Source organism: Massilia sp. Root351, from assembly GCF_001425045.1.
Taxonomy (GTDB): domain Bacteria; phylum Pseudomonadota; class Gammaproteobacteria; order Burkholderiales; family Burkholderiaceae_D; genus Rugamonas.
On sequence record NZ_LMDJ01000031.1, the window covers coordinates 417,499 to 441,233 of the forward strand.

At 67.7% G+C, this 23,735-nt stretch carries 21 protein-coding genes; 5 read left to right on the plus strand and 16 right to left on the minus strand.

Annotated features, from left to right (window positions below; translation table 11 throughout):
• Positions 1-32: 32 nt before the first annotated feature.
• On the minus strand, positions 33-1,664 hold the full coding sequence (locus tag ASD15_RS33705; protein ID WP_057157119.1) for a methyl-accepting chemotaxis protein: 1,632 nt from the start codon (positions 1,662-1,664) through the stop codon (positions 33-35).
• A 350-nt stretch (positions 1,665-2,014) separates the two neighbouring features.
• Here ASD15_RS33705 and ASD15_RS21920 point away from each other — a divergent pair, with 350 nt between their 5' ends.
• Complete coding sequence (locus tag ASD15_RS21920; RefSeq protein ID WP_162249934.1) at positions 2,015-2,713, plus strand: TorF family putative porin; 699 nt, start codon at positions 2,015-2,017, stop codon at positions 2,711-2,713.
• Here the strand turns inward: ASD15_RS21920 and ASD15_RS21925 are convergent.
• The 11 genes from ASD15_RS21925 to wrbA form a co-directional block, all read right to left on the minus strand.
• Positions 2,710-5,604, minus strand: a complete 2,895-nt coding sequence (locus ASD15_RS21925) for an insulinase family protein (protein WP_057157121.1) — start codon at positions 5,602-5,604, stop codon at positions 2,710-2,712. The two genes, ASD15_RS21920 and ASD15_RS21925, sit on opposite strands and share 4 nt — an antisense overlap.
• A 45-nt stretch (positions 5,605-5,649) precedes the next feature.
• Positions 5,650-6,624 carry a thymidylate synthase gene (locus ASD15_RS21930; protein WP_057157122.1) on the minus strand — a complete coding sequence of 325 codons (975 nt, stop codon included), beginning with the start codon at positions 6,622-6,624 and terminating at the stop codon, positions 5,650-5,652.
• A 50-nt stretch (positions 6,625-6,674) separates the two neighbouring features.
• The gene (locus tag ASD15_RS21935; RefSeq protein ID WP_057157123.1) at positions 6,675-8,330 is read right to left on the minus strand and encodes a DEAD/DEAH box helicase; all 1,656 of its coding nucleotides are present in this window, start codon (positions 8,328-8,330) and stop codon (positions 6,675-6,677) included.
• A gap of 14 nt (positions 8,331-8,344) precedes the next feature.
• Positions 8,345-9,439 carry a low specificity L-threonine aldolase gene (locus ASD15_RS21940; protein ID WP_082552040.1) on the minus strand — a complete coding sequence of 365 codons (1,095 nt, stop codon included), beginning with the start codon at positions 9,437-9,439 and terminating at the stop codon, positions 8,345-8,347.
• A 171-nt stretch (positions 9,440-9,610) separates the two neighbouring features.
• Complete coding sequence (locus ASD15_RS21945) at positions 9,611-11,476, minus strand: ABC transporter transmembrane domain-containing protein (protein WP_057157348.1); 1,866 nt, start codon at positions 11,474-11,476, stop codon at positions 9,611-9,613.
• Positions 11,477-11,526: 50 nt separating this feature from the next.
• Positions 11,527-12,624, minus strand: a complete 1,098-nt coding sequence (locus ASD15_RS21950; RefSeq protein ID WP_057157124.1) for a lipocalin-like domain-containing protein — start codon at positions 12,622-12,624, stop codon at positions 11,527-11,529.
• On the minus strand, positions 12,624-15,230 hold the full coding sequence (locus tag ASD15_RS21955) for an FtsX-like permease family protein (RefSeq protein WP_229418295.1): 2,607 nt from the start codon (positions 15,228-15,230) through the stop codon (positions 12,624-12,626). The genes ASD15_RS21950 and ASD15_RS21955 overlap by 1 nt, the downstream gene beginning before the upstream one ends.
• Positions 15,218-15,652, minus strand: coding sequence for a DUF4124 domain-containing protein (locus ASD15_RS21960; RefSeq protein ID WP_157201069.1), 435 nt, complete (start codon positions 15,650-15,652; stop codon positions 15,218-15,220). Before ASD15_RS21960 ends, ASD15_RS21955 begins: the two co-directional genes overlap by 13 nt.
• Entirely contained in the window at positions 15,649-17,079 is a 1,431-nt protein-coding gene (locus ASD15_RS21965; protein ID WP_057157126.1) for an FAD-binding oxidoreductase, read from the minus strand. Before ASD15_RS21965 ends, ASD15_RS21960 begins: the two co-directional genes overlap by 4 nt.
• Positions 17,076-17,486, minus strand: coding sequence for a DUF2069 domain-containing protein (locus ASD15_RS21970; protein WP_057157350.1), 411 nt, complete (start codon positions 17,484-17,486; stop codon positions 17,076-17,078). Before ASD15_RS21970 ends, ASD15_RS21965 begins: the two co-directional genes overlap by 4 nt.
• Positions 17,486-18,109, minus strand: coding sequence for an NAD(P)H:quinone oxidoreductase (gene wrbA / locus ASD15_RS21975; RefSeq protein WP_057157127.1), 624 nt, complete (start codon positions 18,107-18,109; stop codon positions 17,486-17,488). Before wrbA ends, ASD15_RS21970 begins: the two co-directional genes overlap by 1 nt.
• 89 nt (positions 18,110-18,198) lie before the next feature.
• Between wrbA and ASD15_RS21980 the strand changes: the two genes are divergently transcribed.
• A complete protein-coding gene (locus ASD15_RS21980) occupies positions 18,199-19,575 on the plus strand; it encodes a YihY family inner membrane protein (RefSeq protein WP_057157128.1) in 1,377 nt (458 codons plus the stop codon).
• Between the two features lie 18 nt (positions 19,576-19,593).
• On the opposite strand, the gene ASD15_RS21985 is transcribed toward ASD15_RS21980, so the two are convergent.
• From ASD15_RS21985 to ASD15_RS21995, 3 genes are read right to left on the minus strand one after another with little or no spacing between them, the layout of a single operon-like run.
• Complete coding sequence (locus tag ASD15_RS21985) at positions 19,594-19,914, minus strand: DUF2288 domain-containing protein (RefSeq protein WP_057157129.1); 321 nt, start codon at positions 19,912-19,914, stop codon at positions 19,594-19,596.
• 8 nt (positions 19,915-19,922) lie between these two features.
• Positions 19,923-20,612, minus strand: a complete 690-nt coding sequence (locus ASD15_RS21990) for an RES family NAD+ phosphorylase (RefSeq protein ID WP_057157130.1) — start codon at positions 20,610-20,612, stop codon at positions 19,923-19,925.
• Complete coding sequence (locus ASD15_RS21995) at positions 20,612-21,049, minus strand: antitoxin Xre/MbcA/ParS toxin-binding domain-containing protein (RefSeq protein WP_056390938.1); 438 nt, start codon at positions 21,047-21,049, stop codon at positions 20,612-20,614. Before ASD15_RS21995 ends, ASD15_RS21990 begins: the two co-directional genes overlap by 1 nt.
• Before the next feature lie 197 nt (positions 21,050-21,246).
• Between ASD15_RS21995 and ASD15_RS22000 the strand changes: the two genes are divergently transcribed.
• The 3 genes from ASD15_RS22000 (at position 21,247) to ASD15_RS22010 (ending at position 22,933) form a co-directional block, all read left to right on the plus strand.
• On the plus strand, positions 21,247-21,900 hold the full coding sequence (locus ASD15_RS22000) for a hydrolase (protein WP_057157131.1): 654 nt from the start codon (positions 21,247-21,249) through the stop codon (positions 21,898-21,900).
• 44 nt (positions 21,901-21,944) lie between these two features.
• Positions 21,945-22,394 carry a nuclear transport factor 2 family protein gene (locus ASD15_RS22005; RefSeq protein WP_057157132.1) on the plus strand — a complete coding sequence of 150 codons (450 nt, stop codon included), beginning with the start codon at positions 21,945-21,947 and terminating at the stop codon, positions 22,392-22,394.
• Positions 22,395-22,564: 170 nt separating this feature from the next.
• A complete protein-coding gene (locus tag ASD15_RS22010) occupies positions 22,565-22,933 on the plus strand; it encodes a hypothetical protein (protein ID WP_157201070.1) in 369 nt (122 codons plus the stop codon).
• A 6-nt stretch (positions 22,934-22,939) separates the two neighbouring features.
• Here the strand turns inward: ASD15_RS22010 and ASD15_RS22015 are convergent, their stop codons facing one another.
• Positions 22,940-23,704, minus strand: coding sequence for a MipA/OmpV family protein (locus ASD15_RS22015; RefSeq protein ID WP_162249935.1), 765 nt, complete (start codon positions 23,702-23,704; stop codon positions 22,940-22,942).
• Positions 23,705-23,735 lie beyond the last annotated feature (31 nt).

Consider the following 23,735-nt stretch of genomic DNA (forward strand, 5'->3'; position numbering starts at 1 on the left):
CCAATGCCGGCGTCCGGCGCCGGTGCCTCGGCTCATGCTGCGGCCCGGCCTCCCGCCACCAGCCGCAGCGTGGGCGAGGCCGCGCGGCGCGCTGTGGCGGCCGGGCCAGGCGCCGCATCGCCGCAGCCGGTGGTAAAGGTCGACACCACCTGCGTCAGGCAAGTTGCCTGCTCCTGCAACGAGAGGGCGGCGGCGGCCGCTTCCTCCACCAGCGCTGCGTTGCGCTGCGTGACTTCATCGAGCTGGCAGATGGCCTGGTTGATCTGGTCCAGCCCCGCGCTCTGTTCCTGGCTGCCGCTGGCAATGTCGGCCATCACGCCGGCCACGCCGCCTATGCCTTGCACCACCGACTCCATGGTGGCGCCGGCCTTGCCGACCAGTTGCACGCCCTGTTCCACCTGCTGCACCGAGTTGCCGATCAGCGTCTTGATTTCCTTCGCGGCGGCGGCCGAGCGGTGCGCCAGGTTGCGCACTTCGCCGGCCACCACGGCGAAACCGCGCCCTTGCTCGCCGGCGCGCGCCGCTTCCACGGCGGCGTTCAGCGCCAGGATGTTGGTCTGGAAGGCGATGCCGTCGATGACGCCGATGATGTCCGCAATCTGGCGGGAGGAGGCGTTGATCGCGTCCATGGTCTCGACCACCTGCGCCACCGCTTTGCCGCCTTCGGCCGCGACGGCCGACGCGGACGCCGCCATCCGGTTGCCGCGCATCGCGTGTTCCGCGTTGCGCTTGACGATACAGGCCAGCTCCTCCATCGACGAGGCGGTTTCCTCCAGTGCGCCGGCTTGCTGTTCGGTGCGGCTCGACAGGTCGGCGTTGCCGCCGGCGATGTCGCGCGAGGCGGTGGCTATGGCGTCCGCGCCGCCGCGTACCTGGTCGACTATGCCGGACAGGCTGCCGTTCATATCCTTGAGGGCCAGCAGCAGCTGGCCGGTCTCGTCGCTGGAACGCGCCTCGATCACGCTGCCGAGGTTGCCCGACGCGACGGTCTGGTCGATGCGCACCGCTTGCTTGATGGGGCCGGTGATCGAGCGTCCCACCGCCCAGGCGGTGAAACCGCCCAGCAGCAGGGCCAGGGCGGACACGCCCAGCATCAGTGCCAGCGCGCGGGCGTTGCTGTCATCGGCCTCCTGCTCGTCCCGGCGGCTTTTGGCCAGCTGCACTTCCACGTACTGCTGTATCGCGTCCTGCCACGCGCCGGTGGCGGGGCCGGCCTGTTGCAGCAGATAAGTGACCGACGCTTCGCGGTCGCTTTTGCTGAGCTGGAGGAAGCGGTCGTACATGGGCAGGGCCTTGTCGTGGCCGGCCTTGATTTCCGCCATCAGCTTTTTGCCGGCCTCGTCCAGCGGCATCTTTTCCATCGCGGCGTAGGCTTTATCGTAGCGGGACTTGGCGTCCACGATTTTCTGCGACTCGGTGCGGGCGGCAGCCTCGTCCGATTGCAGGGCGACGGTGCGGATCACGCGCGCGACAACGTGCGTGGACTGCGACATCTCTTCCAGCAGCCGGATCTTCTCAAGGTTGACGTCGACGATATGGTGCAGTGCGTGGCTGGCGGTGTTCAGGCCGGCCATGCCGGACAGCGCCACGCAGGCCAGCAGCGCCAGGATCACCGCGAAGCCGGCGGCCAGCCGCTTGCCGATGCTCAGATTTGCGAGTTTCATGATTGCCTCCAGGGTAGGGAACACACGCGATGCGGCGGCGCGAGCAATCCTAAGAGACGCTTCGCGCAGCAAGTACAGGCGGGGATGTGGCCTGAAGGGAATTATTATTGCCTTGTGTTACATTTGGTGAGATTCAGGATAGCCCACGCGAAGCCGTTTGTGTAGGATTAGATGAGGTAGACGGATTTTGTTGCGTGTTTGGTCCTGCGCGCGGCATGGCAACGTCCTGTTCAGCGCCGTGCATCTCTGGCATGATGGCATTTGTTACACACCTGATCAGGGAGTTTGCATGTTTGTGCGGCAGTTTTCGCGGCAATACTGTTACGCCCGCCGTTGCGGCGGAGGCGTCTTTGCGTAGAGCCTGGGCGGTCCTGCTGCTGTGCTGCTGGCAGGGGCGCGCAGCGCATGCACAACTGAGCGGCAGTGTCACGCTGGTGTCCGAGCACGTGTACCGCGGGGCGAGCCTCAGCGACGGCGCTCCCGCACCCCAGTTCAACCTGACTTACGACGGCGCCGCCGGCTGGTACGTGGGCGCGTTCGCGTCGCGCTACAGGCTGCAGGGCGACCGGCGCAGCGGCACGCAATACATCGCCTACGCCGGCCATGCACAACGGCTGTCGTCCGGCCTGACGCTGGACACGGGCGTGTCGCGCTACGGCTACACGCCGGGCGCGAGCCTGAACTACACCGAAGTTTACGCCAGCCTGGCGGTGGACCAGTTCAATGCCAGGCTTTCCTATTCGCCCGACTACCTGGGCTTGAACGCCAGCAGCGCCTACACGGAACTGAACGGCAGCTACGCGCTGGGCGGCGACGTCAGCCTGTACTTGCACGCGGGGTGTCTCAGTTATTTGTCCGGCCTGCCGCAGTATGCCAGCCGCCATACGCTGGACGGGCGGGTCGGCGTGGGAACCGCGTGGGCGGGCTGGCGCTGGCAGGCGGCCTGGGCCAAGGCCCAGGCGCGCGGCAACGCTTACAGTTCGTGGTACGGCGGCAGGGCGCCGAACTCCAGTGGCACCCTGGTGCTGAGCGCCAGCCGGCCGTTCTAGCCCGTCGCCTGGACCGGGTTTTCTCCGCTCAGTGCGTGCAGGTCGGTCACTTCCAGGCCGTCCAGGTCTTGCGCGGTGTTGCCGACGAAGGCCGCGCGGCTGGGCGTGGCTTGTTTCAGCCACTGGCGCACCGCCAGCCGGATCTCATCTTGCGTGCAGGCAAGCACGCCGCTGCGGAAACGCTGCCGCTGCTCCGGGCCGATGCCGCGCGCCTGCAGGCTCCAGGCGTTCAGTACGGCGTCGAAGGGAGACGCCGGCCGGTCCAGCGACTTGATCACGCAAATGATCGCTTCCTCTATCTGCTCCGGGCTGAAGTCGGTTTCCAGCAAGTGGCCGATGGCGGCGGCGAAGTCGGCGTAGGTTCCGGCCAGGCGCGGGTCGCGGTAGGAACTCATGCTGAACAGGCGCAGGCCGCCGGCGTAGCTGGCCGAGCCGCCGTAGGCGCCGCCTTTCTCGCGCAGCGCCTGGTGCAGCAACTGGTGTGTCAGCAGTTCGGCGGCGACCGCCAGGGCCGGCGCCTGCGGGTGGGTCTGGGGCGGAGCGGGCCAGGCGATGTAGCAGTGGTTGACCTGGCCGGCGGCGTACAAAGCCAGGTTGGCGCGCGCTGCGCTGGCGGCGGCCGCCGCGCTGCCGCGCGCGGCGGCCGCTGCCGATTTCGCAGCCGGCGCCGCGAGCATGCCGGCCAGCGCCTGCGCGTCGTCCCCGGTGCCGGCGCACAGCACCTTGGATGGACAGGAAACCACTTGCAGGTGGATTTCGGCCAGGCGCGCAGCGATGTGCGCCACGCCTTCGGGCGTCGCCGCCAGGCGCCCCAGCTCGCCCAGGAAGGGCAGCATGGCCACGCCGCCGCAGGCGTTCTCGAAGCGGCGCAACGGTGACAGCGGTGCGGTGGCTGCCAGCGACGCATACACGTTGCCCGAGCTGGCCAGGCCGTTGATGCGGTTTTTCACCATGCGGGCGACCAGGAAGGCGATGCGTTCATGCTCGTCGAAGCGCGGGCTGCCGATGTAGGCTTCCAGCACGGCGGCCATATTCGCATGTTCCTCGCGCAGGCCGGTGACCGAGAACTGCAGCGCCAGGTCCAGCGTGTCGTCGGCCTTGACCAGCGCTTCCAGGCCAAGCTTGAAGGCAGGCACCATGCGCTTGCGCCATGCCCCGGCCTGTTCATAGCTGTGGCCGGCCACACCCAAGTCGCGCCGCAGGTCCGCATATAGCTGCAGCCACGGCCATGCCGATTCCGGCAGCGCGCCCACGTCGTATTGCACCACGGCGTAGGAGATGCCGTTGGAGGCAATCGGGAAGAGGTATTTGCCGTCCTGCGCGGCCGGAATGGCGGGCAGGGGGCGCGGATGCGGGCTGACATCGCCCGGCTTGATGCGGGGCAGCAGCGTGGTGTCGGACGGCAGGCGCTGGTGCGCATCCAGCGCCACGCTGTCGGCTTCGATGCGCGCGCGTTCCTCGCCGCTGAGCGCGGCCAGCCTGGCGGCCAGTCCTTCCTCTTCCGCGGCCGCGCGCGCGGTGAAGAAGTCGGCATCGGGCACGATGGCGGCGTCCAGCCGGGCCGGCGAGTCGAGCAGCGCGCGCACCAGGCCCTTGAAGAAGGCCGGGTCGGCAATATGCTGTTCCAGGCTGCGCAGCACGGCCTCGCTGTCGAAGGCGCCCACCACGTCGCCGCCGCGCATGGCCACCGGCAGCGCCTGCAGCATGCGGTTCATCACGTTCGGCATGCGGCCGCTGGAGGTGTCGCGCTGGCTGTACTTGATGTCGCGCAGTGCGGCCTGCAGTGCCGATTGCGGCACGCCGGCGTTGGCAGCGTCCTCCAGCGCGGCCCACACGCGGGCGCGGGCATCGGCCAGCTGGTGCTGCGCCAGGCCGTCCATTCCCAGGTGGAACAGCAACTGGCGCGGCCCCGTATCCATGCCGTTCAGGCGCGAAGGGCGGCCGTAGCCGGCCGATTCCATGGCTTTCTTCAGTGGTGCGGAAGCGTCGCCCAGCAGGCCGGCCTGCAGCAGGTTGGCGTGGTGCTGGACGGTGGCGTCCGACGACTCGCCCATCAGCCAGGTGAGCTGGAAACCGAATTCGTCGCCGCGCGCGCTCTGCGAGGGTACGCGGATGGTGGCTTCGCGCGGCGCGGCGGCCGCCGCCAGCTGCGGCATGCGGCGCGGCATGGCGCCCGGCAGCCTGCTCAGCACCCGCTCGGCGACGTGGCGCTGTATTTCGGCGGCGGGAATGTCGCCGGCTGTCATGAACACCGCCTGCGACGGGTGATAGTGGCTGGCGTGGAAGTCCTTCAGCATCTGGTGGCTCAGCTCCGGTATCGCCAGCGGGTCGCCGCCGGAGACGACCTCGTAGGTGGTGTCCTTGAGCAGGGCCGCGCTGATGCCGTTGTACAGCGCCCGCGTGGGATCGGCGAACGCGCCCTTCATTTCGTTGAACACCACGCCCTGGTAGCGCAGCTTGCCGTCTTCCAGGGTGTGGCGCCAGCCTTCCTGCAGGAAGTTCAGGTAGTCCAGGCGCGGGAAGAAGGTGGCGTCCAGGTAGACATCCAGCAGGTTGAAGAAGTCGTTGCGGTCGGTGCTGGCGAAGGGATAGACGGTGCGGTCGGCATACGTCATCGCGTTCATGAAAGTGGCGGTGGAGCGGCGCAGCATGGAGAAGAACGGCGCACGCACCGGATAGCGCTGCGAGCCGCACAGGGCCAGGTGTTCCAGGATGTGGGCGCGGCCGTCGCTGGTGTCGGGCACGGTCGGAAAGCCGACCAGGAAAGCCAGGTCGGCTCCGGCGGTGGCCAGGTGGATATGGCGCGCGCCGGACGACGGCGCCACGTATTCTTCCACGGTGGCTTGCAGGGCGGCGATGCGGTGGCTGCGGACTAGTTCGAACGTGTTCATGAGGCTTTCCTTGGACGGGGTCAGCCTATCGTACACAAAGCCGGGTCAGACCGCCATCGGCGCCGTGATGGGCGCGTGGTGCCGGTAGCCTTCCAGCGTGAAATCGGCGGGCTCGATCTTTTCCAGCCACTCCGGTTCGTACTTGCCGGTCTTGGCGAAATCGGGTACGCGTTCGGCAATCACCAGCCTGGGGGCAGGGAAGGGCGCGCGCGTGAGCTGTTCCTGCACCATGTCCATGTGGTTCTCGTAGATGTGGGCGTCGCCGATGAAATAGGTGAACCAGCGCGGCGTGTAGCCGGTGAGGCGGCCCACCAGCGCGAGCAGGGCGGCGCCTTCGGCCAGGTTGAACGGCGTGCCCAGGCCGATGTCGTTGCTGCGCACGTACAGGCACAGCGAGATTTCCTTCGTTGTGGCGTTCGGGATGAACTGGTACAGCAGGTGGCAGGCCGGCAGCGCCACCTGGTCCAGCACGGACGGGTTCCAGCCGTGGAACAGGATGCGGCGGCTGCCGGGATTGTTGACGATGCTGTCCAGGCACTCGCGCAGCTGGTCGATGGCCTTGTACATCAGCACCTTGCGCACGCCGCCTTCCTCCAGCGGCGCCACCTGGCGGTAGCCGTTCTTTTCGGCGTCGGCGATCTGCGCGGCGGCGGCCGCGTCGAGCAGCTTGTAGCCCGGCCATTCGCGCCACTGCACGCCGTACACGGGACCGAGGTCGTCGGTGCCGGTGCGGTAGGGATTGTCCAGCCACTGCTGGTTCTCGTTGGCGTTCTGGTCCCACACCTTGCAGCCCAGCGCGCGGAAGTCGGCCGCGCTGCGCGAGGCGCGCAGGAATGCGCACAGCTCACCCACCACGGATTTGAACGCGAGCTTCTTGGTCGTCACGGCGGGGAAACCGTCCTTCAGCAAGTCGAAGCGCATCATGGCGCCGGGCACGCTGAGCGTGCGAATGCCGGTGCGGTTGTCCTGCCAGCTGCCGGTTTCGAGGACGGTACGGATCAGATCAAGGTATTGCTGCATGCGGTTCTCCAACGTAATGCGTGTTTTTCAGAGCGGGATTCTACAAGGCCTTAGCGTTTCACGCTGCCACGGCCGGTCTTCCGGCTCGGCGCGATGGCTTGTGCGCGGCCTTCGGCGCGGGCTGCGGACTTGGCGCCGCGTCCGCCGGCGACGATGATTTTGCCCTGGCCCTGGCCCTGGCTTGCATTGCGGCCACCGCCGGCCGCCTCGGCCATGGCGCGCAGGGTGGCGGCGTTGCTGCCACGGCTGCCTGGCGCGGGTACTTTGGCGGCCGGGGCGCCCGGCTTGCCGCTGCCCGCCGCACCGCCTTTGCCGGCGCCGCCGCCGCCGGCTGCGCCGGTCGGCCGGCCTGCCGCCGCAGCGCCAGCCTTGCCGCGAGCCGGACCGCCGGCGCTGCTTGCTGCCGGGCCGCCGGCCTTGGCCCGCGCCGCGCCGCCGGCAGTCCGGGCGCCGCCCGCCGCTTGCTGTGCCAGCGCCGCCTTGCCGCCGGCAGGGCCGGTGAACGGGCGTTTCTTCTTGCCGGCCACAGCCTGCTTGGCGGCTGGTTTCGGCGTGCCGGTTTCCGGCACGCGGTGGTCCGCCTCGAAACCGGGTTCCTCTTCGCGGCGCAGCACCTGTTTGGTGAGCTTTTCGATGGCCGCCAGCAGGTCCACCTCGTCCGCGCACACCAGCGAGATCGCCACGCCGTCCGCTCCCGCGCGGCCGGTGCGGCCGATGCGGTGCACATAGTCTTCCGCCACGGTGGGCAGGTCGAAGTTCACCACCAGCGGCAACGCTTCGATGTCCAGGCCGCGCGCGGCCACGTCGGTAGCCACCAGCACCTGCACTTCGCTGGCCTTGAAGCGCGCCAGCGCGCGCAGGCGGGCCGGCTGCGGCTTGTCGCCATGGATGGAGTCGGCGCGGATGCCATGCTCGACCAGCGTTTTCACCAGCACGTCCACGCCTTTGCGGGTCTTGACGAACACCAGGACCTGGCCCCAGCGCTGCTTCTTGAACAGGTGCAGGAACAGTTCCGGCTTGTGCGCCTTGTCGGTGGTGATAATCCACTGCTTGACCGACTTGGCGGCGATATTGCGCGCGCTGGCCTGGATCGACAGCGGGTCGTTCAGCAGGATCTCGGCAAGGCTGCGCACGTCGTCCGAGTAGGTGGCCGAGAACATCAGCGTCTGGTGCTCGTCCGGCAGCGCGAGCAGGATGGCTTCCAGGTCGTCCGCGAAGCCCAGGTCCAGCATGCGGTCCGCTTCATCGAGCACCAGCGACTCCAGCTGCTCGAACTGCAGCACGCCCTGGCGGAACAGGTCCAGCAGGCGGCCGGGGGTGGCCACCATCACGTCCAGGCCCTTGTTCAGCTTGGCGATCTGCGGTTCGATCGGCACACCGCCGTACGCCACGTGGCAGCGCATCGGCACGTTGCGGCCGTAGCTGCGGAAGCTTTCGTACACCTGCTCGGCCAGCTCGCGGGTGGGCACCAGCACCAGGCAGCGCACGTGGTTCGGCGCGGCGCGTTCGCCTTGGCTCAGGCGCTGCAGCAGCGGAATGGCGAAGCCGGCGGTCTTGCCGGTGCCGGTTTGCGCGGCGGCCATCAAGTCGCGGCCGGCCAGCACGGCGGGAATGGCTTGCTTCTGGACCGGGGTGGGCGTGGTGTAGCCTACCGTGTCCAGCATGCGCAGCAGGGGATCGATAAGGCCGAGGGATGCGAAAGTCATGGGAATCTTTATTGTTATTGGGCGGGAGCGGCCAGTTCGGCGCTCCACAGGGTAAGGATGGCGTGCAGGCGCTGGTCGCTGATGGCGAGCAGGTTGTCGCCCACATACCATTCGGTGGCGCTGTGGCCCGGCAGCTGCGCCTGGCTGACGCGGTTGAACAGCCAGACGCCGTGTTTTTCCGCGAAGGCGTTGCGGATGGCGACGGCGCGCTCGCGGTCGACCGGCATATGCAGATGCAGCAGGTTGGCTTGCGGGCGCGCCGGATTCGGCGCCAGCAGCGGATGGCTGCGCAGCGTTTCGAACAGCGCTATGGTGCGTTTGAAGTACTGCGGCATGGCGGCCAGGCGCGCGTCGAACTGCATGGCGGCGGCCACCACGTAGGGCGTGCGGTGGATCACGTTGCCGCCCTGGCGGCGGAACCATTCCTGCGCCTTGGCCACAAAGCCGATGTTGCCCAGCAGCATGGCGCCGCCCAGGCCGCCGATGCCCTTGTAGAGCGAGACATAGACCGTGTCGAAGCCGGCGCAGATTTCGTGCAATGGCTTGCCATAGGCTGCGGCGGTTTCCCACAGGCGCGCGCCGTCCATGTGCAGGTGGATGCGGCGCGTGCGGCAGTAGTCCTTGATGGCTTGCAACTCGTCCCAGCCGGGGCACTGGCCGCCGATTTCGCGTGCCGGCAGTTCCAGCGACACCGCGCCGAGGTGGTCGGGCAGGGCCTGCAGGTCTTCCAGCGTCCACGGACGGTGCGGATCGCCGATCTGCAAGGCCTGGAAATGGCCCAGCAGCTGGTGGTTGCCGCGTTCGTGCCTGAAGATGTGGGCGGTGGGGTGCAGCGCCGCCAGCGGGCTGCCGCGCTCCATGCAGGCCAGGCGCAGCGCCGTCACCTGCGTCATGGTGCCCGTGATGCAGAAGGCGGCCGCCTCGAAGCCCAGCAGGTCCGCCACCTTGCGCTCGAACGACTGGATCAGCGGACCTTCGCCGTACACGTCGTGCGTCACGTCGTTGGCGGCGCACCAGGCGGCCATGGCCGCGAACGTCTCGGCCGGCGCGGGCTGGCGATGGCCGGGCAATACGGTGTGGCACATCTGGCGCAGTTCGGCGTCGGTCACGGGCAGTCTCCTGAAAGAACGTGATTTTACAGGACTGGCGCGGGCGGCAATGGTTGTGGCGCGAATCGCGGGCCGCATTGCCGCCTCAGGCGTGACATGCGGCCCGGCACGGCCGGTCGCCGCATGCGGATACGGCTCAGTAATATGCAGGGCGCGTTTGAACCGCCGTTGCTAGTGCACCACGTGCACGTTGTGGAACTGCAGCGCGGCCAGGTTGGCGTAGATGCCGCCCAGCGCCACCAGCGAGGCGTGCGTGCCGGTTTCGACAATCTTGCCGTCTTCCATGACGATGATGCGGTCGGCGCGCTGCACGGTTGCCAGGCGGTGCGCGATGATGACCGTGGTGCGGCCTTGCATGGCCGCTTCCAGCGCGCCTTGCACCAGGCGTTCGGATTCGGCGTCCAGCGCGCTGGTCGCTTCATCCAGCAGCAGCAGCGGCGGATTTTTCAGCAGCGCGCGGGCGATGGCGATGCGCTGGCGCTGGCCGCCGGACAGGCGCACGCCGCGCTCGCCCAGGAAGGACTGGTAGCCGTTCGGCAGCCGCTCGATGAATTCGTGCGCCGCCGCCAGCTTGGCGGCCTGGATCACTTCCGCGTCGGTGGCGCCGGCGCGGCCGTAGCGGATGTTTTCCATCGCGTCGGTGGAGAAGATCACCGTGTCCTGCGGCACGATGCCGATGGCGTCGCGCAGGGTGTGCAGGTCGAGCTGGCGGATGTCCACGCCATCGAGCTTGATGGCGCCTGCCTGCGGGTCGTAGAAGCGCAGGAACAGCTGGAACAGCGTGGTCTTGCCGGCGCCGGACGGGCCCACCACGGCCACCGTTTCGCCGGGCTTGATGTCCAGCGACAGGTGCGCCAGCGCCGCCGTTTCGGGGCGCGACGGGTAGTTGAAGGTCACATCGGCCAGCGTCAGCGCGGCGCCGTTGGCGGCGCGCGGCGGCAGCGCCAGCGGATGCGCGGGCGACTGGATTTCGGACTTGACCGACATCAGTTCCAGCAGGCGCTCGGTGGCGCCGGCCGCGCGCTGGGCTTCGCCCATCACTTCGGACAGCGCGCCGATGGCGCCGGCCACGATGGAGGCGTACAGGATGAACTGGCCCAGGTCGCCGCCGGTCATGGAGCCCTCCAGCACGGCGTGCGCACCGAGCCACAGCACGAACACGATGGTGCCGAACACCAGCACGATGGCCAGCGCGGTGAGCATGGCGCGCGCGCGGATGCGCTTCATGGCGGTGACGAAAGCGCCTTCGACCGACGCGCCGAAACGGTCGGTCTCGATTTTTTCATGCGTGAAGGCCTGCACGGTGGGCATGGCGTTCAGGATCTCGCCGGCCACGGCGGAGGCGTCGGCGATGCGGTCCTGCGAGTCGCGCGAGAGCTTGCGCACCCGGCGGCCGAACATCACGATGGGCAGCACGGTGAGGATCAGCAGGCCGATGATGATGGACGACAGTTTGACGCTGGTGACGAACAGCATGGCCAGGCCGCCGATGAACAGCAGCACATTGCGCAGCGCCATGGAGATGCTGGTGCCCACCACGGCCTGGATCAGCGTGGTGTCGGTGGTGATGCGCGACAGCACTTCGCCGGTCTGCGTGGTTTCGAAGAATTCCGGGCTTTGCGTGACCACGTGGCGGTACACCGCGCTGCGGATGTCGGCCGTGACGCGCTCGCCGAGCCAGGACACGGTGTAGAAGCGCGCCGCCGTGGCCAGCGCCAGCACAGTGGCCACGCCGAACAGGGCCAGGAACACCAGGTTCACGTGCTCGATGCTGCGTACCCCGGCCGAGGCGCCGAAGCCCAGGTCTATCATTTGCTTGAAGGCGGCCGGGATGGCCAGCGTGGCGCCGGCTGCCACCACCAGGGCCACGCCGGCCATGGCGAACTGCTTGCGGTAGGGGCGCAGAAAGGGCATCAGGCCCTTGAAGGCTGCCAGGCTGCCCTTCTTGAGTTCGCGGGATTCGCTGTGGGGGGCCGGTGTTGCGGCGTTGCTGCTGCCAGCCCCTGGGTTGACGTTGCTCTTGATACTGTCGGTCATCGTGTTGCCGTTGTTGTTGCGTTGTTCTGCGTTGTTATGGGTAAGCGAATTCATAGTTTCATGGGACTGGCATAGCCGGTCAGTTCCAGGTAGCCGCGCCCGGCGCGTGCGCCATCGCGGCTGAGCGTCACCGCACCTTCCCAGTACACCGCGCCCGTGCTGCGGCGCGAATCGAGCTCCTGGTCTTCCTGCAGGGGCGCAATCCGCCACAGCGTGTTGCCTGTGGCGAGCTGGGTGGCGACGGGATACTCGGCATTGGTGCGGGGCGAACGCCACCGCCGTTGCGGGGTAAAACTGACCTGGTCCGGCGCGTAATGCGTGATCTTACCGGATGCATCGCGCCATGTCGCGTGCGCCCATAGTTTAGCACCTGTTTTGCCGCGGATCTGGAAAGCCATCAGCGCGCCGCCGTCGTCGAGGTTGGCGCTGACCCAGTCCCAGCCCGCCGCGTCGTCGCCCAGCACCTGCTGCGACCATTCGTGATCCAGCCAGGTGGTGCCGGTGACGGCCTGCGGCTTGCCGCCGTTGCGGGTAATGGTGCCGCTGGTTTTCAGGTGCGGTTCGCTGTAGTAGTAGCTGGCCTGCTGGGGGTCCGTGCCCTTGCGCGAGTAGCCGCGTTCACCCTGCAGCAGCACCGGCTGGGTGGGCGCCAGGGTCAGGTTGAGGGTGAAGCTGGCGGCCGCCAGGGTGACCTGGTAGCTGCCGTCCGGGCGGCGCGCCATGCGCCAGTCGTCCAGTTTCACGTCGGTGTCGCCGGACTTGGCGTAGGCCAGGCCGAAGCCTGCGCGGGCGCTGCGCTGGTCGTGCAGCAGCTTGCCCAGCGCCGGATCGGACAGCGCGGCATGCCCGATGATGAGCTGCTGCGGTGCGAATTTGCTGGGGTTGGCGCTGTCGATGCCCGTGGCGCGGCGGAAGAAAGTGACCTGGTAGCCGAGATCTTTGCCCTCGGGCGTCTTGAGCCAGCCGGTGGCGTACCACCACTCGGTCTTGTAGTCCGGGTGGGCCCCATAGTCCTGGGGGAAGGCCAATGTGGCGCCGGCGGGAAGGGGCGTGACGGCCGGGAAGAGGCGCGGGGCCGCCAGCGCCGCCGCCAGCGGCGCCATGGCGCAAAGCAGGGCCGCCAGCAGGCGCAGGAGGGGCGGCAACATCACCAATCCTCCCGCACCGCGCGGATCGGCGCGCCCGACAAGGCCTGGCGGCCGGCCAGCAGCGCCGTCAGCGCGGCGGCGGCCAGCAGCGCGGAGGCCACGCTGGCCAGCAGCGGCCACGGGAAGTGCATCTGCATGGTCCAGTGGAAGGACTGCGGATTGATGACGAATACCAGCACCAGGCTGATGATCCAGCCCAGCACCGCGCCGGTGGCGATGCCCAGTCCCGTCAGCGCGCCGCCCTCCAGCGCCAGGATGGCCAGGATCTGGCGCCGCGTTACGCCGATGTGGCGCAGCATGCCGAATTCCTTCGAACGCGCCAGGGTCTGGGCCGAGAAAGTGGCGGCCACGCCGAACAGGCCGATAATAATCGCTATAGCCTCCAGCAGATAAGTAACGGCGAAGCTGCGGTCGAAGATCGTCAGGCTCATGGCGCGCAACTCGGACAGCGCGCTCAGTTCCAGCCCGGCCCCGAACGGCAGCGCCTTCAGCGCCGCCTTGACCTTTTTCATGTTGTCGTCCCCATCGCCGCCTTTGGCCAGCCAGATGGCCGTGCTGTTGATGTCCATGTCGCCCGTGATGGCGCGGTAGTCGGCCAGCCGCATCTGCACCGAGCCGGAGGCGCGGGCGTAGTCGCGCCAGACGCCGGCCACGAAAAATTCATGCTGCCGGCCTTGCAGCGGCAGTTTCAGGATGCTGCCTGCGGCCACCCCGTACAGGTCGGCCATCGGCTCGGACACCCACACCGGCCGCCGCCCCTCGGGCACCGGCAGCGTGGGGCCGGTCATGGCCAGCAGCTTGTCGGCGTTGGCCGGCTCGATATTGCGCGCCATGAGCAGCACCGGCGGGCGCTCGGGCGCCAGGCTCACGCCGCGCGCACGCAGGAAATCGACCTTGGCCACGCCGGGCAGGGCGCGCACCTGCTCCTGCTCGCGCGGATTCAGGCCCGCCGTGGCGCCGCCGCTGGCGGTGCTGGCGTACAAGTCGGCCGGCAGGATTTGCAGCAGCCAGTCGTCGAGCGAGACGCGGAAGCTGGACACCATGATGGCCATGGCCACCATCAGGCTGAAGCTGGACAGCACGCCGCCCAGCGCGATGCCGGCCTGGCCGGAGGCGTTGGCCAGCCGCGCCAGCGCCAGGGCCAGCACCGGCGAACTGTCCGGCCGGTCCGCCGCAGCCGCGCTCCAGCGCGCGTGCAGGAGGCGGAATACCGTGGACGCCAGGCGCGGCATCAGCGCGATGGCGCCCACCAGCATCAGCGCAATTGAGAGGTAGCCGAAAATGGGCAGCTCCCACAGCGGCGGCATTTGCGACATGGCCGCCGCCACCGCCAGGCATGCCAGTCCAGGCCAGGCAAGCGCAAGGCGCGCCATGGCGGTCTCCTCGCTGCCCGACTTGAGCGCCACCGCCGGGGTGGCGCGCGCCGCCTCCATGGCGGGCGCCACACAGCCCAGCATGGCCACGCCCGCACCCAGCGCGAAATACACCAGCGCCGCCACCGGCGTGAACTGAACCTGCGGCTGCACGCCGGCGAAGTAGCCCGCGCCCAGGTCGCCGCCGAACAGGCGCAGGGCGGCGGCCGCCAGGCCATAGCCGGCCGCGATGCCGAGCAGCGAACCGGCCACGCCCAGCGCGCGGCCTTCCAGCAGGATCTGGCGCAGCAGGCGGCCGCGCTCCATGCCCAGCACGCGCAGCAGCGCGAACTGGCTGCGGCGCCGCATCACCGACAGGGCCTGGGTGGAAAAGACCAGGAAGGCGCCGGTAAACAGCGCCACCAGCGCGAGCACGCTCAGGTTGACGCGGTAGGCCCGGCTCATATTGTTGTTGCGGCTATTCTGGTCTTCGTCGTTCGGGCTGCCGACATGGAAGCGGCCCGGATGTTCCCGCTCCAGGTCGCGCGCCAGCTGCGCCTTGAACGCTTCGCGGTCCACGCCGCCGCGCAGCTTGAGGTCCACGCGCGACAGCTGGCCGACCCGGTTCAGGCGCCATTGGAGCGCGCCGATGTCCATCACGCCCAGGCGCTGCCCGGCGCGCACGCGCTGCAGCGGCCCGGCCACGCGCAAGGTCACCGCTTGCGTTCCCGATTGCAGCGCCAGCACGCCGCCCTGCGGCTTGAGCCAGGCCTGCGCGGCCGGGGACAGGAAGATGGCGTCGTCGGCCAGGGTATCGGCCAGGTGCTCCGGGTCCGGCGTGCCGAGCAAGTCGGGCGTGACGTAGCCGGCGCGGAACGGATCCAGGCCGATGATTTGCAGGGCCGAGCGCTGGCCCGGCAGCGAGGCTTGCACGTCCAGGACGGGCGAGGCGACCGCCACCCCGGGGCGCTCGGCCAGGCGCGGATAGACTTGCTCGTCGAAGGTGGCCTCGGCGCCGGTGACCTGCACGTCGGCTTGTCCGGACAAGCTCTTGATGGCGGAGGAAAACTCGTTGAACGCGGCCGCATTGATCAGGTGGATGGCGAAGCCGAGCGAGACGCCGATGGCAATCGCGGCGATCGCCGTGATGGCGCGCACCGGATGCGCGCGCCATTCGCCCAGCAGCAGCCAGCGCGACAGCTTGCGCAGCGAGGCCGGCAGTGCGGCGGGCGGCGCAGCGCTCAACTGGCGCACGACAGCTTGAGTTTATCGGCGGCGCGCTGGGCCTTGATGCGGGCGCGCTCCTCGTGCTGCGGCTGGGCGCGGCGCAGGTCCTCGTCGGCCCACTTCCTGTCGAGCCGGAGCTTGTCGCATTTCTGGTGGCGCGCTGCGGCGGCGCGGCTGGCCGCGGCGTCTTCGCGCTCGTCGGCGGCATCGCGCTTGCGGCGCTCTTTTTCCAGCGCGTCGGCCTGCTTTTTCGCGCTTTTCAGCTCGGCCGCGGCCGACTTGCTGGGCGCGGGCGCGTCCGGCACCGCGATCACCGTGCCGCCTGCGCAAGGTTGCCCGGTGTAGGTGATCTTGCCGTCCTGCGTGCATTTGTGGACCGCCTGCGCGCCCGCATGGGGCGCTGCGGCGGCGCATAGCATGAGCAGGGTGGCGAGGGCGCGTGATTTCATAGGATCTTCCCGGGGTTCATTATGCCCTGCGGGTCCAATGCCGATTTGATCGCGCGCATCAAGTTCAGCTCCAGCGGCGACTTGTAGCGCGCCAGTTCATCCCGCTTCAGCGCGCCGATGCCGTGTTCAGCCGAAATCGAACCGCCGAAGCCTGCCACGCTGTCATGCACCACGCGGTTCACGGCATCCTGGTTGGCCAGGAAAGCTTCATTGGGAATGCCGTCCGGCGGCGCGACGTTGAAATGCAGGTTGCCGTCGCCGAGGTGGCCGAAGCACACCAGCTGGCAACCCGGGAAGGCCTGCTGCAGCAGCGGCGCCGTGCGGCCGATGAAGTCCGGGATGCTGGACACGGGCAGCGAGATGTCGTGCTTGATGTTCTTGCCGGCCTTGGCCTGCGCCAGCGGAATGTGCTCGCGCAGCTGCCACAGCCCGCGCGACTGGGCCACGGACGTGGCCACCACGGCGTCCTCGATGGTGCCGTTCTCCAGGGCCGCGTCGATGGCGCGCTCGAGCAGGCCCACCGCGTGCTCTGCCGATTCGCTGCTCGACAGTTCCAGCAGCACGTACTGGGCGTGCTGGCCGCTGAAGGGGCGCGGCAGCTGCGGGAACTGCGTTGCCACCAGCTGCAGGCAGAACGACGACATCAGTTCGAAACCGGTCAGGCTGGCGCCGCAGTAGTCCTGCATCAGCGCCAGCAGGCGCAGCGCGGCAGCGGGGGAGTCCAGCGCGGCCAGCGCGGTGATGCAGGCCTTCGGCTGCGGATAAAGTTTCAGCACGGCGCCGGTGATGATGCCTAGCGTGCCTTCGGCGCCGATGTACAGGTCGCGCAGGTCGTAGCCGGTGTTGTCCTTGCGCAGGCCGCGCAGGCCGTTCCAGATTTCGCCCTGCGGCGTCACCACTTCCAGGCCCAGGCACAGCTCGCGCGCGTTGCCGTAGCGGAGCACGGCGGTGCCGCCGGCGTTGCTCGACAGGTTGCCGCCTATGGTGCAGCTGCCCTCGGCCGCCAGCGACAGCGGGAACAGGCAGTCGTGCGCCGCCGCCGCGTCCTGCACTTGCTGCAGGATGCAGCCGGCGTCCACCGTCATGGTACGGTTCAGCGCGTCGGTTTCGCGGATGGTGTTCAGGCGGGCCAGCGACAGCAGCACCGCCTCGCCGCTGCGGTCCGGTACGCCGCCCAGCACCAGGCCGGTGTTGCCGCCCTGCGGCACCACGGGGATGCCCCAGCGCGCGCAGGCGCGCACCACCTCGGCCACCTGCTGCACGCTGCCGGGCCGCAGCACAGCCAGGGCCATGCCGGTGTGGCGGCCGCGCCAGTCGGTGAGGAAGGGCGCCATGTCGGCCGCGCCGGCCAGCACGTGGCCGGCGCCCAGCAGTGTGCGGCAATGCGCCAGGAAGGCGTTCCGCATGGCGGTGGAGGGCGGGCTCATTTGGCTGAGTTCACCCTGTTGACCTTGTCCAGCAGGTCCTTGGTCAGTTGTTTGGCGGCCTTTTTGTAGGGCCGCACATACATGATGGCGCAGATGAAATAGACGGTCACGATCAGCGCTTCGCCCCAGCCCAGCCAGGCCGACAGGGAACCGGTATCGCTCCAGCCGCGCACCACGCCTTCGGTGAAGTACAGCAGGATCACCATCGAGGTCCATTGCAGCGTGTAGACGTCGCGCTTGATGATGCCGGCCAGCGGGAACAGCAGCGGCGCCGCTTTCAGCGCCATCCACGAGCCGCCCGGCTTGAGCGGCGCCAGCCAAACTTCCCAGGCGATGCACCACAGGATAAGCAGCACCATGCTGGCGATGGCGCCCCGGTGGAAGAATTTTTGCGACTTGGTTTCCATCATGCTCCCCGCAGCGTGCCGGCGCGCAGTGTGCTTGCAACCTCCGCCAGGCGGCGGCCCTGCGCCGTGGCCAGGCGCCTTTCATCTTCGGTCAATGGCTTGTTGCCGTCAAGGCCGGACCAGTGGCTGGCGCCGTAGGGCGTGCCGCCGCTGGCGGTGGTCATCAGCTCGGCGTTGGTGTAGGGCAGGCCCATCACCATCATGCCGTGGTGCAGCAGCGGGATCATCATGGTCAGCAGCGTGGACTCCTGGCCGCCGTGCAGGCTGCCGGTGGAGGTAAACACGCAGGCCGGCTTGCCGGCCAGCGTGCCGGACAGCCACTCGGCCGAGGTGCCGTCCCAGAAGTACTTCATGGCGGCGGCCATATTGCCGAAGCGGGTCGGCGAACCCAGGGCCAGCGCCGCACAGTCACGCAGGTCGTCCAGCTCCACGTAGGGTGCGCCCTCGGACGGCACGGCGGGCGCGCTGGCCTCGGCCACGGTGGACACCGCCGGCACGGTCCGCAGCCGCGCCTCGCAGCCCGGCACCGAATCGATGCCCTGCGCGATGAGCTCAGCCAGTTTGCGGGTTGCGCCGTGGCGCGAATAGTATAAGACGAGAATTATCAGATCTGGTGTGGTCATCTTGGTATTATAGGGCGCTTTGGAGTCCGGCAGGCATGCCGCGCTCCCGCAACAACAGTGCTTTAGCAGTGCTTTCGATCCGGGGTTCAATGTTTTCCAAGTATATCTATCCGTTTTTGCAGTACATATTCCGCACCTGTAACGTCGGCGTGGCCGTGCTGCGGGCCTTGTCGTGGCACGAGATCCGCGACATGTTCCTGTTCGCGCGCCGCCGCCTGAAGGAAGAGAGCCTGCCGCAGGTGGCCGGCAGCCTCACCTTCACCACGGTGTTCGCGCTGGTGCCGCTGCTGACCATCGCGCTGGCCATCTTCACCACCTTCCCCATGTTCGCCGCCTTGCGCAAGGCGCTGGAAGTGTATTTCGCGCAGAGCGTGATGCCCAAGCAGATCGCCACGCCCATCCTGAACAACCTCACCATGTTCGCGGCCAAGGCGACGCGCCTGTCGGCGGTGGGCGCGGTGGCGCTGGTGCTGACGTCGGTGGCCATGATGGGCATGATCGAACGGGTGTTCAACCGCATCTGGCGCGTGAAGGCCGAGCGCAGCTGGGCCCGCCGCATCCTGGTGTACTGGGCCATCCTGACGCTGGGGCCGGTGCTGGTGGGGGTGTCGCTCAGCCTGTCGACCCACGTCTACACCACCACCAGCGACCTGGTGGGCAATGTGCCGGTGCTGGGCGCGCTGCTCTACACCACGCTGTCCATCGCCGCCACCACGGCCGGCTTTACGCTGATGTACGTGGTGGTGCCGAACCGCCAGGTGGACTGGCGCGATGCGCTGTGGGGCGGCCTGCTGGCGGCGCTGTTCTTCGAGCTGGCCAAGCGCGGTTTCGCGGTCTTCATCACGCAGTTCCCGACCTATTCGCGGATCTATGGCGCGCTGGCGGCGCTGCCGCTGTTCCTGCTGTGGATCTACCTGTCCTGGCTGATCACGCTGGTGGGCGCGCTGTTTACCGCGGCGCTGCCGGTGGTGAAGTACGAACGTTGGTGGCACGAGGCGGTGCCGGGCGGAGAGTTCGTGGACGCGATGGCGATCCTGAAGGTGCTGCACGTGGCCGGCCATTGCGGCGACACGGCGCTGGTCAACTCGGCGGCGATCCGGCAGGCGACCCGCATGGGCTACGACGAGATGGACGCGCTGCTGGAACGCATGCAGACGCAGGGCTGGGTGGGCAAGGTGAAGGCCGAGGCGCCGCCGCGGGTGCAGTGGGGCAAGCGGGTCAGCGAGGGCGCGGACAACTGGGTGCTGCTGGCCAATGCCGAGAAGCTCACGCTGGCCGATGTGTACCGCGTCTTCGTGTTCGGCGGCGTGGCCGTCAACAGCGGCATGCCGGATGATGAGGAGGACGACCGCGACCGCCAGGCCGCGCGCGAAGCGGCCAGCCTGGCGCGCCAGGTCGAGGATTCGGTCGAGAAGGGATTGGGCCGCACGCTGGCCGAACATTTCGGCCCGCTGGACTGCCGCTAGGGCAGTCCGCCTTCGTGGTCAGTGGGTCTTGCGCTTTTCCTGCTGCACCAGGATGAAGGGGCTGACCACGCTGGCCCATAGGCTGGCGTTGCTGTCGTTCCAGCGCTGTGCCTGTTCGTCCGATACCTTGGCGATCTGGCCGGCGGCCATCCATTGCGTGATGCTGGCCTTGTCGTCATGCGAGATGCGCACGGCCACGTCGACCAGGTCCAGCTCGTCGGCGATCCACACCACGGTGCCGGAGGCGAAGTGCTTGGCCAGCTCGCCCCATGGCAGGCGCGCCGTTTCCCGGTTGATCTTGGCGTGCAGTTCGATGTCTTGTTCAGGTTTGGTTTGCATAGTGAAGCTCATAGTAGGGAGATGCGCGGTTCCGGCGCTCCCTCCCATGTTAACCGATAGGCCGCGCCTTTGCGAACATTGCCCACCAGCGCGGGCCGGAAGCAGGCCAGGTTGACGCCGCCGGCGCGCCGCACGCTGGGGAAGATCACGCCGGTCGAGCCTTCCTCCAGCAGCCGCTCGGCCAGCCGCTGCGACTGCACGTAGCTGGCCGGGTCCAGGCAGTCTGCGTGCTCTTCGGTGCGGCGCAGGTCGTGGAACTGGGCGGTGAAGTCGGCCAGCATGCACTGGTAGCTCACGCTGTCGTGGAAGTAGTCGATCTCGGCGTATTCCACCGTCTTGTGGAAGGCGATCTCGGCCAGCGCAGTGTCGATGTCGAAGGCGCAGTACCAGGCGCCGCGCTCGCCGTCGTTGAAGCGGCTGCCTTCCGGACGCGCGTAGGTAAAGGCGGCGTTGATGATGCGGTAGTTCGGCACCCGGAACACCAGTTCGTCGATGCCGATGCCGGGCGCGCCGCCGTGTTCGGCGATCAGGCGCGCGTTGGTGGCGTTGTCCAGGTCGAACAGGTCGTGCAGTTCGTCTTCGCTGCCGGCCAGCGGGGCCAGCACGGAATCTTCCACGTCGGCAAAGCGGGACTGGATCAGGCGGCAGGTGTCGAATTGCCGCAGCAGGGTCAGGGGAGGGAGGGTCGCTGCCGCCATCAGAGCCCGCCGCGCCGCGCGTCGACCAGCTTGCGCACCGTTTGCATGGCCAGCAGGCCGCCGCCCAGCATATAGGCCAGCGGCGTGCGGCCGCCGAAGATGATGTTCTTGTTGGGCAGCGTAACCCAGCGGTCCGCCAGCTGGTCGCCGTACAGGATGTGCAGCGACTTGTAGATGCCCACCAGGTAGGAAATGCGCGTGATGCGGTCCACTTCCAGCACCCGGTCCGGGTTCTTCTTCCAGTCGTAGTAGCTGCTGCTGGACAGGCCGCCCAGCAATTCGCGGGCGTCGCTCTCGCGCACGGACCAGGCTTCCACCAGGCGGAAAAACGCGGTCAACGCCGATTTCGACAGGCGTTCGCGCTCTTCGCGGGCATTCAGGTCGACCGGGATCACCGGTTCAAAGCGGCTTCTTGGGTAGGCGTAGGCGGCTTGCATAAATCCTCCGTTTCTGGATTATTTATACTCCGCTTTCGGATGAAAGGCAAGTTCGAAAAATTCGATAATAGACAGGCAATTTTTCCGTTTTTCTTTTCGATGCGGCAGGTTCATACTTCATTTCATCGGCGCTGCAAACAAACAGTAACACTGCAGGCCTTCGAAAAAATCGATGTATACACCACAGGAGAACTACCATGCCATTCGCAAAAGCCCAACCAGGTAAAGAACTGCTGAACGCCAACGACCACACGCTGATCATGATCGATCACCAGTCCCAGATGTCGTTCGCCACCAAGTCCATCGACATTACCGTGCTGCGCAATAATGCCGCGCTGGTGGCCAAGGCGGCGCGCGAGTTCAAGGTGCCCACCATCCTGACCACGGTGGCGGCGACAAGCTTCTCGGGCCCGATCTTCGACGAGATCCAGTCGGTATTCCCCGAGCAGCAGCCGATCGACCGCACCAGCATGAACACCTGGGAAGACCAGCGCATTGCCGACCGTGTCAACGAAATCGGCCGCGGCCGCATCGTGCTGGCCGGCTTGTGGACCTCGGTATGCATCGTTGGCCCGGCACTGTCCGCGCTGGACCAGGGCTTTGAAGTGTACGTGATTGCCGATGCCTCCGGCGACGTCACCGACGAAGCGCACGAGCGCGCCATGCAGCGCATGATACAGGCCGGCGCCAAGCCCATCACCTCGCTGCAATATCTGCTGGAACTGCAGCGCGACTGGGCGCGCAGCGAGACCTACGATGAAACGGTGGCCACTTCCATCGCCCACGGCGGCGGCTATGGCCTGGGACTGATCTACGCCAAATCGATGTTCAACGCTTCCGAAGGCCATTAAACCGGCGTAGTATCGAAGGCTCGCCGACTCCCTGAGGATTATCGATGAGCCTTCCCAACTATGCCTTCGTCGCCGCGCTCGCACTGGTTTGCTCCACTGCGGGCGCGGCGCCGTCGAATGCCGAGCTGACCCAGCAAGTGGCCGACACGGAGCGCGCCTTCGCGGCCACCATGAAGGCGCGCGACCTGGCCGCCTTCACCAGCTTCCTGTCCGACGAAACGGTGTTCTACTCCGGCCCCACGCCCTTGCGCGGCAAGGAGCAGGTGACTGCTTTCTGGAGGAAGTTTTACGACGGCAAGGAAGCGCCGTTCTCGTGGGAGCCGGACCGGGTCGATGTGACCGATTCCGGCACCCTGGCCCACTCGTCCGGCCCGGTGTACGATCCGAAGGGCAAGCTCATCGCCCGCTTCAACTCGGTCTGGCGCCAGGAAGCGCCGGGCAAGTGGCGCATTGTGTTCGATAAGGGACAGGATATCTGCGACTGCAAGAAATAGAGGGGCATCGCGGATGTGCGGGATGGCGGATCGCCGCACGGAGCATCCGGCGGCTGCCATATCGGGCCGCGCTGTAGGACTGCGGCCCGTCGCGGGCCGGTCCGTGCGCCGACGCACAGAGGCCGACCGGATGGAAGGTAATCATGGAGGCATTCAATCAGGAGGCCACCATGAACCCATCCATTTCAAGCAAGTGCCGCGCTTTGCTGAGCAGCGCGCTATTCATGGCAAGCATCGCTCCTGCCTGCGCGGCGGGCCAGCAGGACCAGCAGACGCCGCCGGCCCTGGCCGATACGGTCCCGCTGGCCGCACCCGCGCCTGCTGCCGCAGTACGGCCGGCGGCGCCCGCCATCACGCGCATTGTACTGGCTGCCGAAGAGTTACCTGTTCCGGGTCGGGCGCAGCCCGCATATGCGCTCCAGCCGCGCGCGGCGCCCGTACGCCAGCTGGAACGTGACGCGATAACGCTGCGCGCCGCGCGCGCCGCCTTGCTGCAGAACGACGCAAGCCATCGGCAGCAATTGGCGGCGCTGCGCTAAGCAGGCTCAGAACGTGTAGCTGGCGTACACCGCTGCCGTTGGCGCGGTGGTGCGGCGCGCCAGCGGGCTGTTGGCCGCGTCGCGCAGCAGGCTGCTGGCGCCCAGCATGCCGGTCACGCCCCAGTGGCCGTCCAGCTTGTGCTGCCAGCTCATGGTCACGTCCGCCTGGTAGAGGCCGGCCTTGGGCTGGTATACCTTGTAGCCGGATTTGAGCGCCTGCTTGGCCGTCACGCCGTAGTAGGCTTGCGCATACTTCTTGTCGGCCACTTCGAAACCCAGGCTCAGCGTGACGGTATTGGCATCGTCCTTGAACAGTTTGCCGCTCAGGCCGGCGCCATAGGTGCTGCCCGTTTCGCGCGCGCTCAGCGCCTGCGCCGTATGCACGTTAACGTCCAGTCCGTCGAAAATGGCATAGCCCAGGCTCAGGTTGGCCGTTGCGCTGCCTTTCACGTCGCCCATGCCGCGCAGGTACTTGCTGGCCTTGCCGCCGAAGGGCAGCTTGCCGTCTTCCTTGCGCGGTGCGCGGTAGCCCAGCGCGGCGCTATAGCTGAACGGGCCGGCGGCGCCGCCGTAGCCCAGGCCGCGCAGCGTGCTGGCGTAGAAACCGTTGGCCATCGAGTAGTCCAGCGCCACCACCGGCACCACCATGTTTTCGTCCGAGCCGGAATAGCGCGGCGCCAGGGCCACGCCGGCCCCGATGGTGGTAACGGCTTCGTCGGCAGCGGTGGCGGCGCCGGCGATCAGGATGAACAGGGCGGGGATCAGTTTCATATTGCAGCTCTTCATAAGTTCTCCAATTTTT

What these genes read in the sequence shown, in the direction of transcription:
- ASD15_RS33705 (WP_057157119.1), bottom strand. Translation starts at nt 1,664, where the DNA reads ATGAAACTCGCAAATCTGAGCATCGGCAAGCGGCTGGCCGCCGGCTTC.
- ASD15_RS21925 (WP_057157121.1), bottom strand. Translation starts at nt 5,604, where the DNA reads ATGAACACGTTCGAACTAGTCCGCAGCCACCGCATCGCCGCCCTGCAA.
- ASD15_RS21930 (WP_057157122.1), bottom strand. Translation starts at nt 6,624, where the DNA reads ATGCAGCAATACCTTGATCTGATCCGTACCGTCCTCGAAACCGGCAGC.
- ASD15_RS21935 (WP_057157123.1), bottom strand. Translation starts at nt 8,330, where the DNA reads ATGACTTTCGCATCCCTCGGCCTTATCGATCCCCTGCTGCGCATGCTG.
- ASD15_RS21945 (WP_057157348.1), bottom strand. Translation starts at nt 11,476, where the DNA reads ATGACCGACAGTATCAAGAGCAACGTCAACCCAGGGGCTGGCAGCAGC.
- ASD15_RS21950 (WP_057157124.1), bottom strand. Translation starts at nt 12,624, where the DNA reads ATGTTGCCGCCCCTCCTGCGCCTGCTGGCGGCCCTGCTTTGCGCCATG.
- ASD15_RS21960 (WP_157201069.1), bottom strand. Translation starts at nt 15,652, where the DNA reads ATGAAATCACGCGCCCTCGCCACCCTGCTCATGCTATGCGCCGCCGCA.
- ASD15_RS21965 (WP_057157126.1), bottom strand. Translation starts at nt 17,079, where the DNA reads ATGAGCCCGCCCTCCACCGCCATGCGGAACGCCTTCCTGGCGCATTGC.
- ASD15_RS21970 (WP_057157350.1), bottom strand. Translation starts at nt 17,486, where the DNA reads ATGGAAACCAAGTCGCAAAAATTCTTCCACCGGGGCGCCATCGCCAGC.
- wrbA (WP_057157127.1), bottom strand. Translation starts at nt 18,109, where the DNA reads ATGACCACACCAGATCTGATAATTCTCGTCTTATACTATTCGCGCCAC.
- ASD15_RS21980 (WP_057157128.1), top strand. Translation starts at nt 18,199, where the DNA reads ATGTTTTCCAAGTATATCTATCCGTTTTTGCAGTACATATTCCGCACC.
- ASD15_RS21985 (WP_057157129.1), bottom strand. Translation starts at nt 19,914, where the DNA reads ATGCAAACCAAACCTGAACAAGACATCGAACTGCACGCCAAGATCAAC.
- ASD15_RS21990 (WP_057157130.1), bottom strand. Translation starts at nt 20,612, where the DNA reads ATGGCGGCAGCGACCCTCCCTCCCCTGACCCTGCTGCGGCAATTCGAC.
- ASD15_RS21995 (WP_056390938.1), bottom strand. Translation starts at nt 21,049, where the DNA reads ATGCAAGCCGCCTACGCCTACCCAAGAAGCCGCTTTGAACCGGTGATC.
- ASD15_RS22000 (WP_057157131.1), top strand. Translation starts at nt 21,247, where the DNA reads ATGCCATTCGCAAAAGCCCAACCAGGTAAAGAACTGCTGAACGCCAAC.
- ASD15_RS22005 (WP_057157132.1), top strand. Translation starts at nt 21,945, where the DNA reads ATGAGCCTTCCCAACTATGCCTTCGTCGCCGCGCTCGCACTGGTTTGC.
- ASD15_RS22010 (WP_157201070.1), top strand. Translation starts at nt 22,565, where the DNA reads ATGAACCCATCCATTTCAAGCAAGTGCCGCGCTTTGCTGAGCAGCGCG.
- ASD15_RS22015 (WP_162249935.1), bottom strand. Translation starts at nt 23,704, where the DNA reads ATGAAACTGATCCCCGCCCTGTTCATCCTGATCGCCGGCGCCGCCACC.